We start from the raw sequence: 17,679 nt of genomic DNA, 5'->3' as shown, positions 1-17,679 counted from the left end.
ATCCCATGACTCTTCTTGGTACAACCAGCACTGTGGCCATATCGCTTTATGCGCTGCTCTCGACTGCTTATAAGAGCATGCAGGGGCTTTATGCTCTGCCGACAAACGACCCATCGGCGTTGGAGGTTCTCGTCGGCTCCGATCAACTGCCCAGCGTGGATGTCATCGTCCCCTGCTTCAACGAGGATCCGCGCACGCTTTCAGAGTGCCTGGCTTCCATTGCCGACCAAGAATACGCCGGAAGACTTCGGGTCTATGTGGTTGATGACGGTTCTGGAAATCGCGAAGCCTTAGGAACTGTCCACGAAACCTACGCGCGCGACCCTAGGTTCGACATCATTTTGCTTCCCGAGAATGTTGGAAAGCGCAAGGCGCAGATCGCCGCGATACGCCGCTCATCAGGGGATCTGGTGCTTAACGTTGATTCAGACACGTTACTCGCGTCCGACGTCATTGCCAAGCTTGTACCGAAGATGCGAGATTCAGCGGTCGGCGCAGTCATGGGTCAGTTGACGGCCAGTAACCGGACCGAGAGCTGGCTGACCAGGCTGATAGACATGGAGTACTGGCTGGCTTGCAACGAGGAGCGCGCGGCGCAGGCTCGCTTCGGTGCCGTTATGTGCTGTTGCGGCCCATGTGCCATGTACCGCCGGTCTGCGCTCCTTTTGTTACTGAACCAGTACGAGTCGCAGTTTTTTCGGGGCAAGCCAAGCGACTTCGGTGAGGATCGCCATCTTACTATCCTGATGCTGAAAGCAGGCTTTCGAACCGAGTACGTTCCGAGCGCCATCGCGGCCACAGTCGTCCCGAACAGACTAGGACCGTATCTGCGCCAACAACTCCGTTGGGCACGAAGCACATTCCGGGACACGCTGCTTGGGCTGCGCTTGCTGCCCAGCCTGAATAGCTATCTCACGTTGGACGTGGTCGGACAGAATCTCGGCGCGCTACTCCTCGCCATATCGGTATTAACGGGCCTCGCACATTTCGCACTGACAGGCTCTGTGCCTTGGTGGACAGGACTGATGATTGTGTCCATGACCCTGCTCCGATGCAGCGTGGTAGCATTTCGTGCCCGACAGTTTCGATTTCTGGGCTTTTCGCTGCACACGTTCATCAACATCTTTCTCTTGCTTCCGTTGAAAGCCTACGCGCTGTGTACATTGAGCAATAGCGATTGGCTGTCGCGAGGCTCTGCTGTCGCTACATCGAACACTGGGGGAAAACAGGCCCCCACCCAAACTCCGATCACTGGTTCCAGCAGGGCAGAATTCTCGCCGCATGCGGCTCCGCTTCGCAGGCTCAATCTTGCGCGGGATTCTTCGGAATTAGTGCTGTCGGGCAACATTTGCGGCGACGAGTGATCGCTAATTACCTAGTGGACAGAGGTGCACGAGTTTGACCCAGAACGTGAATCATCAGTTGCTTGATCGGGAATTGGCCGCAGACGATCCGTGGCTTCTCGACGGCAATCCGTTCGAGCGGAAGCGCCACACGCAAATGCTCCAGCTGGCGCTTGCCCAAGGCTCCATTTCAAATGCCCTCGAAGTCGGGTGCGCTGCCGGCGCATTCACGGAAAAACTAGCCCCCTACTGCCAAGGGCTCACCGTCATCGATGTCGTGGCGCAAGCGATTGCTCGAGCACGTCAACGGATAAACGAGCCGTCGCGCATCAACTGGATAGTCTCCGATGTTCAACAGTTTTCGACCGACGAGTTGTTTGACCTGATCGTTGTGGCGGAGGTCCTCTACTATCTCGAAGACATAGCCGAGATGCGCGAGGCCGTCAAAAACCTGGTGCGGGTGCTTGCGCCTGGCGGGCATCTGATCTTCGGATCGGCAAGGGATGCTAATTGCCGTCGCTGGGGTCACGCCGCTGGTGCTGAGCCGGTCATCGCCATGCTGAACGAAACGTTGATCGAGGTAGAGCGTCTTGAGTGTCGGGGCGAGTCGGTCAACGAAGACTGCTTGCTCGTCCGTTTCCGAAACCCGCTTTCCGCTTCCTGATGAATCGAATCTATCGCCGTTAACCTGGAGACACTATGCGCATCTTTGGTATCAAGCTGACCCATGATGGGGCGATCGCCCTGGTCGAGGATGGACGGCTCGTCTTCTGCGTTGACCAGGAAAAGCGGCACAACGATCCGCGTTACCAAGCCATCGATAATTTATACGCAATTGTCGCCGCTTTACCGGAACAGGGGCTAAATCCTTGTGATGTCGATCAGTTCGTTATCGACGGCTGGGATGGCGAAGACGAGTCACAGTTTCAGGTCCGGCAGGCAACCAAGCAACCGCCAGTCTTGGCGTCCCTCTCGGTAAAATGAACCCATGTCCATGGTAGCGATCGATCTTACTGACGTAAGCAAAACTTATGACAAGCTCGTTGTCGACAGACTGTCGTTCCGCGTTGCGGCGGGGGAATGCTTCGGGCTCTTGGGACCGAACGGCGCGGGCAAAAGCACGATTGCGCGTATGGTCCTCGGCATGACATCGCCCGATGCGGGGAAGATTACTGTGCTCGGCGTTCCAGTGCCGGCGCGCGCGCGTTTGGCACGTATGCGCATCGGCGTGGTCCCGCAGTTCGACAATCTTGATACCACGTTCACTGTACGCGAGAACCTGTTGGTGTTCGGGCGCTACTTCCGGATGAGCAGACGCCAGATCGATGCGGTCATACCATCGCTGCTTGAGTTCGCCCGCCTCGAGAACAAAGCGGATGCGCGCGTCGCCGAACTGTCCGGCGGCATGAAGCGGCGCCTGACGCTCGCGCGTGCGCTGATCAATGACCCGCACTTGCTGGTGATGGACGAGCCGACCACCGGCCTCGATCCGCAGGCCCGCCACCTGATCTGGGAACGGCTGCGATCGCTGCTGGCGCGGGGCAAGACTATTCTTTTGACTACCCATTTCATGGAAGAGGCCGAGCGGCTGTGCGATCGGCTGTGCGTTATGGAGGAGGGGCGCAAGATCGCCGAAGGCCGCCCGTCCGCACTCATTGACGAGCAGATCGGCTGTGACGTGGTCGAGGTCTACGGCGGCAATCCGCATGAACTGGGTGCGCTGATCCGGCCGTACGCACAGCGCATTGAGGTGAGCGGTGAGACGCTTTTTTGCTATGCACCCGATCCGGAGCAGGTGCTGGCGCAGCTACGCGGGCGCGCGGGTCTACGCCTTCTGCAGCGTCCTCCCAATCTCGAGGATGTGTTTTTGCGGCTAACCGGGCGCGAGATGGAGGACTGAACAATGGGCGAACGTTATGCGGCGGGCATGCCCGCCAATGCGTGGAATTGGGTCGCGGTTTGGCGCCGCAACTATCTTGGATGGAAGAAAATCGGGCTTGCATCGGTGCTCGGCAACCTCGCCGATCCGATGATCTATCTGTTCGGTCTCGGCTTTGGAATCGGAACAATGATAGGTCCTGTTGAGGGCACTTCGTACATTGCGTTTCTCGCGGCTGGCATGGTTGCCACAAGCGCGATGGCATCGGCGACTGCTGAAACGGTTTACGGGAGTTTCGGCCGCATGGGCGACCAGCGCACCTGGGAAGGAATGCTATGCACTCAGCTGACGCTCGGCGATATCTTACTCGGCGAATTGGCGTGGGCAGCCACCAAGGCCCTGATGGCGGGCACAGCAATCACTATTGTTGCGACCACGCTAGGCTACGCATCGTGGCCATCCATCCTCTGCTTGCTGCCAGTCATCGCTCTCAGTGGCCTCGCCTTCGCGAGTCTAGCGATGGTCGTCACGGCGCTTGCGCCCAGTTATGAATATTTCATATTTTATAATACGCTTGTTATAACGCCCATGCTGTTCCTTTGCGGCGCGATGTTTCCGGTCAACCAATTGCCCGGCGCTTTTCAGGACGTCGCCTCCTTGTTGCCGCTCGCACATGCAATTGACCTCATTCGTCCGGCGATGCTTGGCCGTCCCGCCGGCAGCATGGGCCTGCATATCGGCGCGCTTTGCATATACACGGTTTTGCCGTTCTTCCTATCGGTTGCTCTGTTTCGTCGTCGGCTGATGCGTTGACGCTCTCACCATTCGTGAAATTGATTGTTTTGGCGATACCCATCCACGTGTCGGATAGGTCAATGCATGCGTTTTAAGGGCCTCGATCTAAATCTCCTCGTTGTGCTGGACGCTTTGATCAGGGAGCGTAAAGTCACCGCCGCAGCCCGCAGTATTAACCTGAGTCAGCCGGCCATGAGCGCCGCCGTCGGTCGGTTACGCGCCTATTTCAGCGATGAGCTATTTACGATGAACGGCCGCGAACTCATTTTGACACCGCGCGCGGAGGGGCTTGCCACAGCAGTCCGGGAGGCATTGCTGCACATCCAGCTGTCGATTATTTCCTGGGACCCCTTTAACCCGGTCGGATCGGATCGTCGCTTCCGCATCATCCTTTCCGATTACCTCACACTCGTATTTTTTAAGAAGATCGTAAAGCGTGCTGCGCGGGAAGCTCCCGCCGTCCGCTTCGAATGTCTGCCTATTTCCGACGACCCCGAGGAGCTTCTCCGGCGCGGCGACGTTGATTTTCTGATTATGCCGGAAGTGTTCATGTCGAAACATCCTCGCGCAGCCCTGTTCGAAGATATGCTCGTATGCGTAGGCTGCGGCACGAACAAGCAGCTGTCAGAGCCACTTACATTCGAGCGATACTTGTCGATGGGGCAGGTTGTGCTTAAATTCGGGGACACCCGGCAGCCCTCCATCGAGGAATGGTATTTGCTCGAGAACGGTTTCGAGAGACGTATCGAGGTCGTCGTACACGGCTTTAGCATGATCCCGCCCCTTCTATCAGGCACCAGCCGCATCGGGACCATGCCGTTGCGGCTGGCGCAGCATTTCGCGAAATTAACACCCTTGCGGATTGTCGAACTTCCGCCGCCACTTCCTGCCGCATTCACGGAGGCCGTCCAATGGCCTGCGCTTCACAATAATGATCCGGCAAGCCTATGGATGCGGGAAATGATGTTGCAGGAGGCATCTCGTATGATTGCCCTGCCTAATAGCACCGGACGTTTCAGTTGTCGGCCGAATTGAGAAACTGACCCCTCGGTTATGAGAGGAGGCATGGATGGCGATTGGGATTGGGCGATTCCTGCATTGTCGAGAACGATGCAGGGAGAGCAGATCCTTCAGCCTGAAGAGGTGGCAGCGATGCTGCGGCGGCATGAGGTTGGCGGGGAACCGACGGGCGAAGGAATTCGGGTGCGCGCGCAACACCGTGCATCGGCATCTAAGCGAGGGCGGGACTGTTCCGTTTCGCAAGCCCCTGCGGCCGACGGCGTTTGACGGACTGGACGATTGGCTGCGGGAGCGCTTCTTCCCCCATGGGTCGAGCCGGATGACGATCTCGACCCGCTCCAGATGCACCGGGAACGCCTTGCGCGGTCGCGCAGCACGTCGCGGCTCGCCTGTCGGTCTTGCGGCCTTGCGGCCTCGAGTTCGGACTCAATCGCGCCGAGCCCGGTCTGGATTCGAAGGCGAAGGCCTGCTGGGCACGTTCGAGCTTCTCGGAGCTGCGACCGAAGCGCCGCGCTCCAGCTGCTTGACGATCCCTGAAGGTCGGCGAGCCTCTCCTGGGCACGCTCGTTGAGTGTCGCCATCCGGACGATCTCGGCCTTGAGTGTTCGCTCCGGAGTTGTTGCAGTTCGGCCTTCTCCGCCGCCATGGGGACGAATATCGCCTTGAGCGGAACGATTTCGTGGAGACGGGCCAAAGCGCTTCTCTACATGACGCCGACAAAAGCTTATTTTGCACGGCCAGAGGCCCGCCTTTTGCGCCTGAGTCACTTCGCCACGGCCTATCCGGCCGACGTCGGACGCCGTCTCCGTTCGGCTTAAGCGCGCCAGTCCATGCCTTCGACGAGCGCCATCAGTTGGGCGCGGCAAGCCGGATCACGCCGTTCTCCACCCGCGGCCAGCGGAACTTGTCCTCGTCCAGCGAGGCGCAGGTCGGGGAGTATGGTGAGCGCAAGGTGGCGCTGAACAGGAACTGCGACGGATCGATATCGTCGCGCCGCAGTCAGGCACCATTCAACAACTCGCAGTTCATACGCTCGGCGGAGTGATTACGCCCGCCGATCCGATCATGATAATCGTGCCGGAAGGCGACGATCTTGCGCTGGAAGTACGGATCACCCCGAAGGACATCGACCAAATCCAGCTTGGTCACAAGGCCGTGCTGCGGATGTCAGCCTTCAATCTGAGAACCACGCCGGAATTGAACGGATATGTCAGCCGGATCGCAGCCGATCTGGCGACGGACGAAAAAAACGGCATTTCGTATTACCTGGTGCGTCTATCGGTTCCGCATGCGGAACTGACGAAGCTCAAGGACCTGACGCTCGTGCCCGGCATGCCGGCCGAAGCGATGGTCCAGACGGGCGAGCCTAGGGCGCTTTCCTATTTTGTGAAGCCGCTGTCGGACCAAATCAGTCGGGCATTCCACGAGTAATGAAAGTAATTCTGTTAGCTTGGCGTAGGCCGCGTCGCGTAGAGCCCGTGCGGCCGACGTGCGGAAGCTGTCGTTCCGAGATCCTTGAACTCTCGGCTCGCGCGAACGCGCTCCCTAATGTTCCATTGCTCGCAATGGGCAGTGCTGGCGAGATACTCGGCAACACAGCCCTATGCCTGTTCTTCCGAGGCCGGCTTGACGGTGAGCGAATGCGTAACGCAGCTGTGAGGACCCGTCAGTTGTCGTTTCAGCTCGGCTTCGGTCAACTTCGACAGCCTGTCGGCGAAAGGCGCTATCACGAGTCCATTGGCGGCAAATTGCCCTCCCCTTGTTGCGCGGTAGCAGCATGCGTGTCGGGGAAGGAACCGTCTCCGGCCCCCATTCATCGCTGAGCCGCGCCGTACCCGCCGCCACCGGAACTTGTCCACGTCCAGCGCTTACGGTGCGGGTATGCCGGCGTCGAGCAAACAGAGAGAGGTTTGGGCCCAACCAGGGCGGCCGGTTACCAAGTTTTCCTCGTCCGCTTGGGTGTGAATGTTCGGGTCGATCGTCTGGGCGCGTCCCCGCCGCCTGCGAGCCCGCTACTGCTCAGCGGAAGGGCGAAGTGAACGTGAATGCATCCATTTCGTAAATGTGTGTCTATCCAAGCAATCGATTTCTCTAATTACCCGATGAGCAATATGAACGCGTCAGGCAGGGTGCATCATTAGGAGTATTTTTCGATGGCAAACATTATCGAGGGTAGCCCGGATGCCGAAACACTCCTCGGCACCAAGGGTGAAGATTGGATGGAGGGTTTCCAGGGCGGTGACTGGATTGACGGTCGTGGCGGCAACGACGAGATCTCGGCTGGCCCGGGCAGTGACCGAGCCCTTGGCGGCGAGGGTAACGACCGCATCTTCGGCGGAGATGGCTGGGACGATCTCTCCGGCGACAACGGCCGCTTCAACGCGCGCGTCTCCGGTGAGGACAATGACAGGCTCAGCGGCGGTCCCGGCCAGGATGTCCTCTACGTGGGTGACGGCCAGGATACGTTGACCGGGGGCACCGACAATGACACGTTCGTGTTCCAGTTCCACAATCCGGTGCCTGGGGTCGATCCGAGTGTCGGGTCGAAGCCGGACATTACCACTATCACCGATTTCAACCCGGCGGAGGACAAGTTCGCCTTCGATGCGGTGGGCCTCTACAACGACGGTTTTGGCGCGAACTTCGTCAACAACGCCAGCATACAGTCCGGCTACCCGGTGAGCAGCTTCTACAGTGGCGCGGCCTCGGGTGCGAACGGCGAACATGTCGTGGTAATCACTGGCGAATCTTTCAACTCTGCTAATGAGGCAGCGAGTGCGATCTCCGGCGAGCACGCCGGCGACATCATTGTCTACCAAAGCAGCTACACCGACAGAGTCGCAACTCTGGCCTATGTCACCGCCGACGGCAGCGCGCACGAGTTCGCCCACCTGGGCGGTGTGGTCACCGTGGCCGACCTAGGCCTGACCGCGTCGGACTTCACCTTCGTTTGATCCAGAAAAACGATACGGAACAGCGCCCCGCCCCCTGGGCGGGCGCTTTCCGTCTCCGCTACTTGCGATGGGCCGGGGCGCCGGGAGCAGTCGCAGCGTGTACAGCTTGACGAAGCCCTGCACGTCGCGCTGGTCGTACACCGAAATCTCCCTGAAGGCGTCTGTTCGGGCCCTTGCGGCCGGCCACGATGAATCCCTTCCAAACCTTCAGCCGGACGGTGTTGTTGTTGACCCGCTCCATTAGATGCCAAACCAAACATATTCGGCGGGAGCACTGATCCTGAATCAGCGAGTCGGTTGCCGCTCGGGGAGCAATATAGGGAGCTGGGTCGCCAGATCCTCACGGATACCTACGTGAGTAACCATTCCTTGAAGGATTCAGCTTTGAGACCTTTCCCTCTGACTTCCGCTATTTGGGGAATTCTGTTGATCAGCGGCGTGGTCAACGTGCTTGCGCTGATCTCGCCGCTGTTCATGCTTCAAGTCTATGACCGCGTTCTGGCAAGTGGCAGCGTATCGACGCTGGTGGGGCTCGTCGTGCTTGCTGCGGGGCTTTATGCGTTCCAATGCCTGCTCGACATTTTGCGCGCCCGCGTGCTGCTGCGGATTGGCGAGCGTTTCGATGGAGAGTTTTCCGGACGCGTTCACAATGCGATCGTTCGCCTTCCGCTTTCAACGCGCATGCCGGGCGACGGCTTACAGCCGCTTCGCGATCTCGACAATGTTCGCGGCTTCTTAGGTGGAAACGGTCCGACAGCGTTCTTCGATCTGCCATGGATGCTGCTTTATCTTGGCATTTGCTTCCTCCTTCATTTCTGGATCGGCATGACGGCACTTATCGGGGCGGTCGGCCTCACATCTCTGACACTCCTTGCCAACACTCTCTCGCAACGGCCGATAAGCGATACCGTTTCCCACAACATGGCACGCAATGGTCTGCTGCAAGCAGCGCGTTGCAATGCCGAGGTCGTGCAAGCTCTCGGTCTTGGAAAGCGGATCGCTGCCCGATGGCAAAAGGCCAATGCCAAGTTTCTGGCCGCCAACCGGAAAGCTGGGGACGTGGCAGGTGGGCTGGGTGCCATTTCAAAATCGCTGCGCGTGCTGCTGCAATCGGCCATTCTTGCCGTCGGCGCGTACCTTGTCATCAGACAGGAGGCTACGGCCGGGGTTATGATTGCCAGTTCGATCATGATGGGGCGCGCGCTGGCTCCGGTCGATCTGGCCATTTCAAGCTGGAAACCTTTCCTCATGGCGCGCCAGGGTTGGGCGCGGCTGGAGGAACTCCTGGAAAAGGTTCCTGAATCCGCTGCCGTTATGCCAATGCCTGCACCTGAACGCGAACTGCGCCTCGAAGGCGTGACAATCGTTCCGCCCGGCGCAAGGAAGCCGACCGTGACCGGCCTTGCGTTTGCCATTCAGGCGGGAAGCGCACTCGGGATCATCGGTGCATCGGGCTCGGGCAAGTCGACACTCTCGCGCGCCATCGTCGGCGCATGGGCGCCGGTCGCCGGAAAAGTTCGCATCGACAGCGCAAGCCTCGATCAATGGGACCGGGAAGCACTAGGCCGTCATATCGGCTATCTGCCGCAAGGTGTTGAACTGTTCGACGGCACCATTGCCGAAAACATCGCTCGTTTTGAAGATAATCCTGACCCTGAGGCTATTGTCGCCGCGGCGAAAGCAGCGGGCACGCACGAACTGATCCTCCGATTTGAGCACGGCTACGAAACTCGGATCGGTGACGCCGGATCGGCACTTTCCGCCGGGCAGCGCCAGCGTATCGGTCTTGCCCGTGCTCTTTATCGAGACCCTTTCCTTGTTGTGCTGGATGAACCCAATGCCAATCTCGATTCGGAAGGCGAGGCTGCGGTCATTAAGGCGATCGCCTCCGTGCGCGAGCGCAAGGGCATTGCGGTTGTCGTCGCCCATCGGCCCAGCGCCATCCGCGCCGTGGATTTGGTGTTGGTGATGGAAGGTGGACGGCAGCGAGCATTCGGTGCGCGTGATGAAGCGCTTTCCAAAGTCCTGAAGGGGACAGCGATGGCACGAGGCGCTGGCGTCAAGGCCATCGAATCTACACAGGATCACGTGGGAGAGCGCGCTGACATGGAGGATCCCGGTGTCCGGCATTCATCAGAACAATGACGTTTCCAGCTCCATTCGCCGCCACCTGGTGGCGGGCCTTCTGGCGAGCGTAATCTTTGTGGGAGGAGCCGGAGCCTGGGCGGCCTTCACGAATCTCTCCGGTGCGGTTGTCGCGTCCGGACACTTTGTCGTCGATTCCTATGTCAAGAAGGTGCAGCACCCGACCGGCGGGGTGGTGGGAGAAATCCTGGTGCGCGAAGGCGATAAAGTGAAAGCCGGCGACATCCTCATGCGGCTCGATGCCACCCAGACGCGCGCCAATCTCGCCATAGTCACCAAGCGGCTCGATGAGCTCGCCGCCTACCAGGCAAGACTCGATGCTGAACGTGACGATCTCGCGGAGATCGCCTTCCCGGACTGGCTGCTCGCCCGAAGAGATGTTCCGGACGTAGCTTCGGCAATACATAGCGAGACGCTGCTGTTCGAATTCCGCAGACAATCCCGCGACGGAAAGCAGGCGCAACTGGCGGAACACATTACTCAATATCACCACGAGATCGAAGGATTCGAGGCGCAGGAAATTGCCTGTGAAAAAAGGATCGAGGTTCTCCTAAAGGAAATTGCTGTTCTGAGTGGGCTGCGCGACCAAGGCATTGTCTCGGACCAACGGTTGAACAGCCTGAAGATCCAGGTTGCCACTTTCGGTGGTGAACGCGGTGAGAAGATCGCACATCAGGCACAGACAGCAGCCCGCATAGCCGAAACGCGCCTGCAGATCCCGCAGATCGATCAGGATTTCAAGACCGAAGTCGGCCAGGAGCTCAGAGAGGTTCAGGCGCAGATCGGGGAGTATGGTGAGCGCAAGGTGGCGGCTGAACAGGAACTGCGACGGATCGATATCGTCGCGCCGCAGTCAGGCACCATTCAACAACTCGCAGTTCATACGGTCGGCGGAGTGATTACGCCCGCCGATCCGATCATGCTAATCGTGCCGAAAGGCGACGATCTTGCGCTGGAAGTACGGATCACCCCGAAGGACATCGACCAAATCCAGCTTGGTCACAAGGCCGTGCTGCGGATGTCAGCCTTCAATCTGAGAACCACGCCGGAATTGAACGGATATGTCAGCCGGATCGCAGCCGATCTGGCGACGGACGAAAAAAACGGCATTTCGTATTACCTGGTGCGTCTATCGGTTCCGCATGCGGAACTGACGAAGCTCAAGGACCTGACGCTCGTGCCCGGCATGCCGGCCGAAGCGATGGTCCAGACGGGCGAGCGTACGGCGCTTTCCTATTTTGTGAAGCCGCTGTCGGACCAAATCAGTCGGACATTCCGGGAGGAATGAAATAAGCCACAGAAATATATTGTTGTATTTCTTGGTTTCTTTGAGAGTGGTAACACCTGAAGGCACAGACATATTTCCTCATTTGCCTCTGGTCACAACTTCTTTCTGTAGTGAATTTAGCATCTTAACGTATCCTCAAATGCAGAAATGTCCGCGTTTCATGTTGCAACTGAGTATCCTTGGTTTTCAACGGTTTTTAATGGTGCGCGACATGAAAGGCGACATGAAACACCGCCACCAGCGGCAGCGGGCTGTTCGTTTCTCTTCTGCGGAATGAAAGTCAGTCAGTGCCGCGTGGCTGACATCGCCTCGAACATATCCCAAGCCTCATCTCGGTTTCGGTGCTTGCCGGGAATGCGGACCCAGCACTGCTTCGCAAAGATCCGAGCTTCTAGATCGTCATCAGGATGCGTATCGGTCATAAGCGCCGTCCAGTCCCACTTCCGGGCTTCGCGGCGCATCACGTCGACCACAAACCAGCCGGAAGGCGGTCGATCACGTTCGGTGGTTCGCATGGCAGTTTTCTTCTGAACGAAAGATCCATCTCGACGGTCTCTTCACCTGTGGGTGCAATGCATAGGAAGGTCAGAATCTCGCGGGAGGCGTCGGCTATGGCGCTTCAACTTGCCGTTCTTTGAAAGATCGCATCACAAAATGGTGTGGCGGTCTGAGCAACTGCCTCCCCGTTCGAACATCGCGATGATGATCATGCGTCCGCCGCAGCACGGGCACGGAAGCGCAAGCCGTCCGGTTCGGCTGATGGGTCGTTAGTGGCGGGAGGCACGGCCGCGAGCACGGGATCTGCGGTATTGTCGCATTAGATTACCTGGCTCGCGATCGAGACGGTCTCTTCGTCTTGCGTTGCCGTCGGCTCGATCTGCGCCGCCTGCTTGAACGCGTCCAAGATGCTAACAATCGAGAGACTTTCCAATGGCAGATTCGGCGTGCGGACCTGCAGCAACAAACGGAAGAGCTGGATCTTGAAGAGCAGGTTGCGGATAGCACGTGGTGACGGGCGCCTGTTGATCGCTCGGAAGTAGCCTGGCACAAGTTGCCCCAGCTCGCCGACCTCATCCTTTGTGAAGCGGACATCGCCCTCGTTGAAGGGAAACGTCGGCGCGTCTGCCTGAATGGTTTCGGCCTGAGCCGATCGTTTCCGAACCCGTTCCAGGTCCGCTCGGGCCTGCTCCTCCATCGCGACGGTCTGATCGTAGCGCTTGATCACGTCTGGGTTCTGGGCAAGTCGCTCTTCAGCCGACAGGGCTTCGAGCTTGCGGTTAAACTCCTCGGCCGCTGCGTTCTGTCGCATCCTGACGGTCTTTTCTTGCTCCGATGGGGGAAAGAAGGCATCCGCCAATCCCATATCCCGCAAGTGCTTTGGCACCGGCTTTGAGGATGGTGCATCGATATCGACAAATGGTCGTTTCTGCCCTTCACGCACAAGTTCGATGGTCGACTTCGCACTGGCTTTGGCGGCTACCGCATTTTGCAGAACCCTTTCCGCCCTTTGCAGCTCGTCAATTCGCCGCCCTTCCGCGTCCTGCTTTTCCTGCTCTTCGCTTTCCTCAAGCTCGCGCGAGGAAAGCTTCACGGCTAAGGCCGCTACGTCGCGATCACTCAGCGCCGGGAAGCGGACGTGGCAGGCAAACAGCTTTTCGTTCTGCTCGGCAACGATCTCTTGCTTCGCAATCAGCCTGGCGTTAGCGGCACTAGCTCCGACAATGTCGGCGGCGCGTTCGTCGATCATGTCCGTGTAGTGCTTGGCAATAGCAAACGCCAGAACCCGTTCGTCGACCAGCATCAGCACTTGCAATCTGTTCCTGAGAACCGGGTCGTCGACCAACAATTTCATGTTCTCAATTACAGTCAGCATGTCGTCTGGGCTGCATCGGTCTAGGTCGTCGACGATCAACAGCACACGGTCTGGTCCGGGCGCGGAAATCCACCAGGGGCCCAGGATGGTGACCAAGACAAGTCCAATCCAGGCCAAGAGTATCCAGTTTTCCGGATTGGTTGCCGCACGCTCTTCGGATTTCTGGTTGTGCGCGCTTTTGGGCCCCACGGTTTCATTATGCAATCCTTCGCCAACGCCGCCGTCGAGGATTTGGGCGATCGCCTCAAGGCTCCGGATGAGAAAGCCACCCTCTCGGGGCTGGGGCGATGTGCACAGACCGTAGGCCCAGCCAATTGCCACGGCTGCCAATATCAGTAGGGGGAACACCAGCGTGGTCCGCACGGACCGCCTCTGCCCGTTGGTCGATGGAAACTCGCTCCTTCCGTCACCCTCCGACGGAACGTCGGGCGGTTTCTTCGTCCAAGCCGACAGCAACGCTTTCACGTCCTCCCCGACCAGTGCCAGCATACCGAGCCGCTCCGGCCCAGTGCTCAGCCTGGCGTTCTTCGCGAAAATGGCTCTGACCTTGGTTTGCACCTTGGGAGCGATTACGGCCATGTGAGCGAGCGCGCCTGTCCCGATCAGGGCTCCCAGTACAGCTGCGAGTTGCAAAGTTGCGCTGAGAGGGATCGCCAATAGGGCGAGCGACATCAGCGCGCCGACGAGCGGCCATGGCCCATAGCGAAAATGGGACGCTCTGGCCGCCAGAGCCATCCTATCGAAACTGCGCAGGCTGGCCCCCGCACGCTCGACGAGGCTCTTGTAGAGGTACACCCATGCTTCAGGCGCCTGACGGTACTTCCAGGCATTGTGGCCTACGACCTCGTAGCGCAGCTTAGCAAACGGTTGTTGGGGTGCTCCAGTCTGTGTGACGAAGTCTTCCGGGGATTCTAGCAAAGGCTTCAGCAGCCGCGTGAGCGTGGTCTTTCCGCTGCCCCATGGCCCAAAGAGGGCAAAAGTGAATTCGTCCTCAGCGCTGCGCAGGATTGTTGCCAGAGCTTCTGCGTAATCTTGAACGAAAAGCGACAACTCTTTGTCATCTGCCTCCCTGACCATCCTTGGGATGCGCCCCGCCTTAGTCTTCGCGACTCCCTTCATCCCCCTCACCAGGGCACCCAACTGCCATTCTTCGATACGCGTCGGCAGGCGAGCTTCCGGGTCATCGAGACTTCGCAGGACGATATCCGTTAGCCTTACTTCTCGCTTGCTGCCGCAGGCCTGGAAGACATGTGTCAACCCGGGACCAAGGCGGACGCCCACGAGGCTAGTTGCCGGCGCGATCCCCCTGAACAACTCAATGTCCGGTACAGGGATTTTTTGAAAGAAACTCTCGGCCGCGGCGTCGAGGCGACTGGAGAAGCCCCCCCGAACGAGCTCGCCCCAACGGCGTAATTGATCGAACTCGTCGCTCAACCGTTCGGCATCGTCAGAAACAGTAGTGGCAAGCCTGCGGGCCATAAGGAGGGTTGTCAAAAATACAGTCGACGTGGAAAGTATTTCGCGTTCTCTGACCTTCTCCGGCAAATACCTCGCGCATTCGAGCAGGACGTGGGCGCATATCGGGCTGAGGATTAGACTCTCAATTCCTAATGCCTGCTCAAAGAGGGAGGCCAAGAGGGACTCTACCCGAGTTCGAACCTCAGTGCTGGCGCCGGGTACAATTACAGTTGGCATCGCCTCCCCCGATCGCGATCTTCCTAGCCTACACTCTGATAACAGCAATTGCTCGATTTGACAGCGACGGGTCATGCACAAGTCAAATTTTCTTAAAGCATGGTATCCGCGTTCGCTTAGGCTTTTTCGGGTAATATTCGGCTTGCTACTTCGATCGGGTGCCGCATCTGCGTTTCTGATGATCCTCGGTACCATAGAGGTCCCATCGGGGCGAAATTCTGAAAGATGGCTAGACCGATACCTGCTCGTCAGGCGTTGTCCTGAAACAGGTCGGCCGCGCGGCCCAATGTCAGCGCAACATGCAAGGTGATTGATGAGCACCACGGGAGTGGTTTCCATCGATGCAAATCTGGCCGGTCGTCATCCTTGCTTCTTCTTCCATCTCGTCAGTCCGGCTCTACAACACGCATACGCCGGTAATCCCACCCGCCAATTTCAATCAGCCCCTATGCAAATAGGACAACAGGCCCAATACACTGTCTCGCGAAGCTGATGTCGGTGTGGATAAGCGGCGCGAAGCAGCTAGCCAGTCTAGTTTGTCCCCTTCAAGTTAATCGCTCTGCGATCCTGGAGACGGCGCAGCAAGGCAACGGCTCCCGGTCTTGCCCATTTCACATCTGACGCAAAGACGCCGTCTGCCACGTACGATCCACCAGCGTAGCCACTCGTGAAAGCCCAAAGGAACGGCGACGACACCTGATGGCGACGGTAGCCATAGCCATTGTATCCCTCGAGCCGATCTAGCATGTCGCCTAGGTCGAGCGTGTCAGCGTTGTCCAATTTGTAAAGCTTGATCGCGTCGATCGCGCTTGCCTCCCACGTAAACGGAGGCTGCCCCTGGAGCGGTCGTCCGGCGGGGACATGAACTGTTTGGGCCGTGAGCGGATCGCCGTTGTGAAGGTGAGTGCTGAAATCGCCTCCGGTCTCCAACATCCATACAACGCCCACGACGTACCAAGGGGCATGGGTTGCTTTGGCTACGGTTTCGAATGCTGGCGCCCGGCCGTGATCTTGTTGGCTTCGTTGTCGATCATGGACATCTGGCTGGCGTCTAGGGAAACCTGCCAGAAGGCTTGCGCGTAGTCAGAAGGGTCGAGGAAGGATGGCACAGCACCGCTGGGGGCAGGCAAAACCGGAAAGTACTTCGTGACTGCTTTTTTCAATTTGTCGCCCGGGTCTGCAATAAGTCCAGAATCAATAAAAAACAGGTTGTTCTGTTGCGCCGCCTTCGAATCGTTGGTCCGCATGGCACTTAACAGCAGGTCTGACTTTGCCGTTTCACGCTGCAAGTCGAGATCGTTAACGGCCTTCAATCTATCTTCAGAGCGCGTTTCATAACCGTTGTAGGCGGCAACCCCGAGATTGCCCATGATCGTCACGATACCACCAATGATTAACAGGTTGAGTTGCCCATCCTTCCACCATGTCTTTTTGTTGCCATCCTGCGTTACATGTTCCGCCGTGAGCAACTTGGCTCTAGCTTCGGCCAAACGGGCCTCGCCTTCGAGCCTATCGAGGTCTGCATTGTCAGTCGATCGAGAGGACACCGTATTGCTCACCACACGCCCCTTCATCCGTTTGCAGATGCGCCAGAGGCGGCAACCACGGTAAGCCATCACTGGATAAAGGCGGCGCCGCCTTTGCTCCGATCGATACAGTTTGTGCTGGATGCGCTGGGGTTTGAAATCACGTCGAGAAGATTAAGCCAGTTCTTCTTAGGGCGCTGTGTTCGGCTTGCACGTCGCGGCCGGCCGGGTGCGAGGCGGCCAAAAGGATCGGGATGCGGTAGCGCTCCGTCGCCGCGTGGAGGCGGTCGAAGCGAATTCCAACGTCCACGGCAATTTGCACGCCGCCAACAGGGCGCGGTGGAACGCGTAATGCCTCGCCTCGAGAGTCCAGATGTCAGCCTCAGGTCCGGTGCGTCCAGCCTGGACGTTGAGGGCGTAGAGCGACGAGACGATCCCCGTCGCCCAGGCATCGTCGTCATTGCGGATCGCAGCGCGCAGCGCCTGCGTCTCGACCATCATGCGCACCGACATAGCATCGCGCAACTCGTCGAGAGAGAGTGGCACCACGCGAAAACCGCGCAGCGATTCCGCCGTCACCAGCCGCTCGGCCTGCAGGCGATTTAGCGCCTCGCGCAGCGGCGAGAAGCCCCTAATCCTTGAAACTCTCAGGTCCGACTAAGCGGTGCCGGAAGTGATTGCGGATGTGCTCGTTGAAATAACGGCCTTTGGCGAAGGCAGATTTGAACGCGGTAAAGATCTCAGGCGGTACGTCCGAGAACTCGTAGTGCTTCCCGCTGGCGACAAACCAAACCGAGAGTACCCTGTTGTTACGGTCATAGTCGAACTTGCGTATCGAGGTCGACGGCATTGAACGGCCAAGGGGAGATTCTCGCAAAGCAACGAACCAACGAGCGGCGGAGGGGTTGGTTGCGCACGAGAACTGACCAATCAGTCGTGGTGGTCGACGACGTCCGTCAGGAAACAGAGCGAAAATAGCCGCTGCAAATTTGCACGAGCACCGAACCGAGAGCCAAACAGTGGCAACATCGCAATCGGCTGGAGGCAAACGAGAGTGACTTTCCGTCCAGCATGCCATGCCCTGGCCGTGGGGGCGGTATGATTGGGGCCGCAAGTGGACTGTCCGGTTATAGGACGTGCCCAGCCGATAGATGCCCGTCG

General features: G+C 58.5%; 13 protein-coding genes and 3 pseudogenes. 11 read left to right on the top strand and 5 right to left on the bottom strand.

Annotated elements, in window-relative coordinates:
- Window positions 1–5 precede the first annotated feature (5 nt).
- The 11 genes and pseudogenes from nodC (at window position 6) to NKH73_RS24780 (ending at window position 11,424) form a co-directional block, all read left to right on the top strand.
- Complete coding sequence (nodC, locus tag NKH73_RS24830; protein WP_352937001.1) at window positions 6–1,364, top strand: chitooligosaccharide synthase NodC; 1,359 nt, start codon at window positions 6–8, stop codon at window positions 1,362–1,364.
- A gap of 34 nt (window positions 1,365–1,398) precedes the next feature.
- The gene (gene nodS, locus NKH73_RS24825; protein ID WP_023736278.1) at window positions 1,399–2,007 is read left to right on the top strand and encodes a nodulation methyltransferase NodS; all 609 of its coding nucleotides are present in this window, start codon (window positions 1,399–1,401) and stop codon (window positions 2,005–2,007) included.
- A 35-nt stretch (window positions 2,008–2,042) separates the two neighbouring features.
- A pseudogene (locus NKH73_RS24820) lies at window positions 2,043–2,288 on the top strand (carbamoyltransferase N-terminal domain-containing protein); the annotation flags it as partial.
- A gap of 43 nt (window positions 2,289–2,331) precedes the next feature.
- The gene (gene nodI, locus NKH73_RS24815; RefSeq protein ID WP_023766916.1) at window positions 2,332–3,243 is read left to right on the top strand and encodes a nodulation factor ABC transporter ATP-binding protein NodI; all 912 of its coding nucleotides are present in this window, start codon (window positions 2,332–2,334) and stop codon (window positions 3,241–3,243) included.
- Between the two features lie 3 nt (window positions 3,244–3,246).
- The gene (locus NKH73_RS24810; protein ID WP_023736275.1) at window positions 3,247–4,035 is read left to right on the top strand and encodes an ABC transporter permease; all 789 of its coding nucleotides are present in this window, start codon (window positions 3,247–3,249) and stop codon (window positions 4,033–4,035) included.
- Between the two features lie 66 nt (window positions 4,036–4,101).
- The gene (locus NKH73_RS24805; RefSeq protein ID WP_352937000.1) at window positions 4,102–5,052 is read left to right on the top strand and encodes a LysR family transcriptional regulator; all 951 of its coding nucleotides are present in this window, start codon (window positions 4,102–4,104) and stop codon (window positions 5,050–5,052) included.
- Between the two features lie 30 nt (window positions 5,053–5,082).
- Window positions 5,083–5,344, top strand: a pseudogene (locus tag NKH73_RS24800) (hypothetical protein); the annotation flags it as partial.
- Between the two features lie 612 nt (window positions 5,345–5,956).
- Window positions 5,957–6,468: pseudogene (locus tag NKH73_RS24795) on the top strand (beta-barrel domain-containing protein); the annotation flags it as partial.
- Between the two features lie 722 nt (window positions 6,469–7,190).
- Window positions 7,191–7,991, top strand: coding sequence for a calcium-binding protein (locus tag NKH73_RS24790; RefSeq protein WP_023766920.1), 801 nt, complete (start codon window positions 7,191–7,193; stop codon window positions 7,989–7,991).
- Window positions 7,992–8,360: 369 nt separating this feature from the next.
- Window positions 8,361–10,136: a type I secretion system permease/ATPase gene (locus NKH73_RS24785; RefSeq protein WP_352937057.1), complete on the top strand. Its 1,776-nt coding sequence runs from the start codon at window positions 8,361–8,363 to the stop codon at window positions 10,134–10,136.
- Window positions 10,111–11,424 carry an HlyD family type I secretion periplasmic adaptor subunit gene (locus NKH73_RS24780; RefSeq protein WP_352441440.1) on the top strand — a complete coding sequence of 438 codons (1,314 nt, stop codon included), beginning with the start codon at window positions 10,111–10,113 and terminating at the stop codon, window positions 11,422–11,424. The genes NKH73_RS24785 and NKH73_RS24780 overlap by 26 nt, the downstream gene beginning before the upstream one ends.
- A 284-nt stretch (window positions 11,425–11,708) precedes the next feature.
- Here NKH73_RS24780 and NKH73_RS24775 read toward each other — a convergent pair whose 3' ends face one another.
- The 5 genes from NKH73_RS24775 to NKH73_RS24755 form a co-directional block, all read right to left on the bottom strand.
- Window positions 11,709–11,939: a hypothetical protein gene (locus tag NKH73_RS24775; protein WP_023736267.1), complete on the bottom strand. Its 231-nt coding sequence runs from the start codon at window positions 11,937–11,939 to the stop codon at window positions 11,709–11,711.
- A 302-nt stretch (window positions 11,940–12,241) separates the two neighbouring features.
- Entirely contained in the window at window positions 12,242–14,776 is a 2,535-nt protein-coding gene (locus NKH73_RS24770; RefSeq protein ID WP_352936999.1) for a P-loop NTPase fold protein, read from the bottom strand.
- Window positions 14,777–15,969: 1,193 nt separating this feature from the next.
- Window positions 15,970–16,551, bottom strand: coding sequence for a hypothetical protein (locus NKH73_RS24765; protein WP_352936998.1), 582 nt, complete (start codon window positions 16,549–16,551; stop codon window positions 15,970–15,972).
- Window positions 16,552–16,707: 156 nt separating this feature from the next.
- Window positions 16,708–17,097, bottom strand: a complete 390-nt coding sequence (locus tag NKH73_RS24760; RefSeq protein ID WP_352581817.1) for an FCD domain-containing protein — start codon at window positions 17,095–17,097, stop codon at window positions 16,708–16,710.
- 52 nt (window positions 17,098–17,149) lie between these two features.
- Window positions 17,150–17,368, bottom strand: a complete 219-nt coding sequence (locus NKH73_RS24755) for a KTSC domain-containing protein (protein WP_352937056.1) — start codon at window positions 17,366–17,368, stop codon at window positions 17,150–17,152.
- Between the last annotated feature and the right edge of the window lie 311 nt (window positions 17,369–17,679).

This window comes from Mesorhizobium sp. M0938, assembly GCF_040319125.1.
Taxonomy (GTDB): domain Bacteria; phylum Pseudomonadota; class Alphaproteobacteria; order Rhizobiales; family Rhizobiaceae; genus Mesorhizobium; species Mesorhizobium robiniae.
This window is presented reverse-complemented; position numbering and strand designations above follow the sequence as displayed.

Excerpts from the sequence above, each read along its gene's own strand:
- NKH73_RS24805 (WP_352937000.1), top strand. The coding sequence starts at position 4,102 with ATGCGTTTTAAGGGCCTCGATCTAAATCTCCTCGTTGTGCTGGACGCT.
- NKH73_RS24755 (WP_352937056.1), bottom strand. The coding sequence starts at position 17,368 with ATGCCGTCGACCTCGATACGCAAGTTCGACTATGACCGTAACAACAGG.
- NKH73_RS24810 (WP_023736275.1), top strand. The coding sequence starts at position 3,247 with ATGGGCGAACGTTATGCGGCGGGCATGCCCGCCAATGCGTGGAATTGG.
- nodI (WP_023766916.1), top strand. The coding sequence starts at position 2,332 with ATGTCCATGGTAGCGATCGATCTTACTGACGTAAGCAAAACTTATGAC.
- nodC (WP_352937001.1), top strand. The coding sequence starts at position 6 with ATGACTCTTCTTGGTACAACCAGCACTGTGGCCATATCGCTTTATGCG.
- NKH73_RS24775 (WP_023736267.1), bottom strand. The coding sequence starts at position 11,939 with ATGCGAACCACCGAACGTGATCGACCGCCTTCCGGCTGGTTTGTGGTC.
- NKH73_RS24770 (WP_352936999.1), bottom strand. The coding sequence starts at position 14,776 with ATGGCCCGCAGGCTTGCCACTACTGTTTCTGACGATGCCGAACGGTTG.
- NKH73_RS24790 (WP_023766920.1), top strand. The coding sequence starts at position 7,191 with ATGGCAAACATTATCGAGGGTAGCCCGGATGCCGAAACACTCCTCGGC.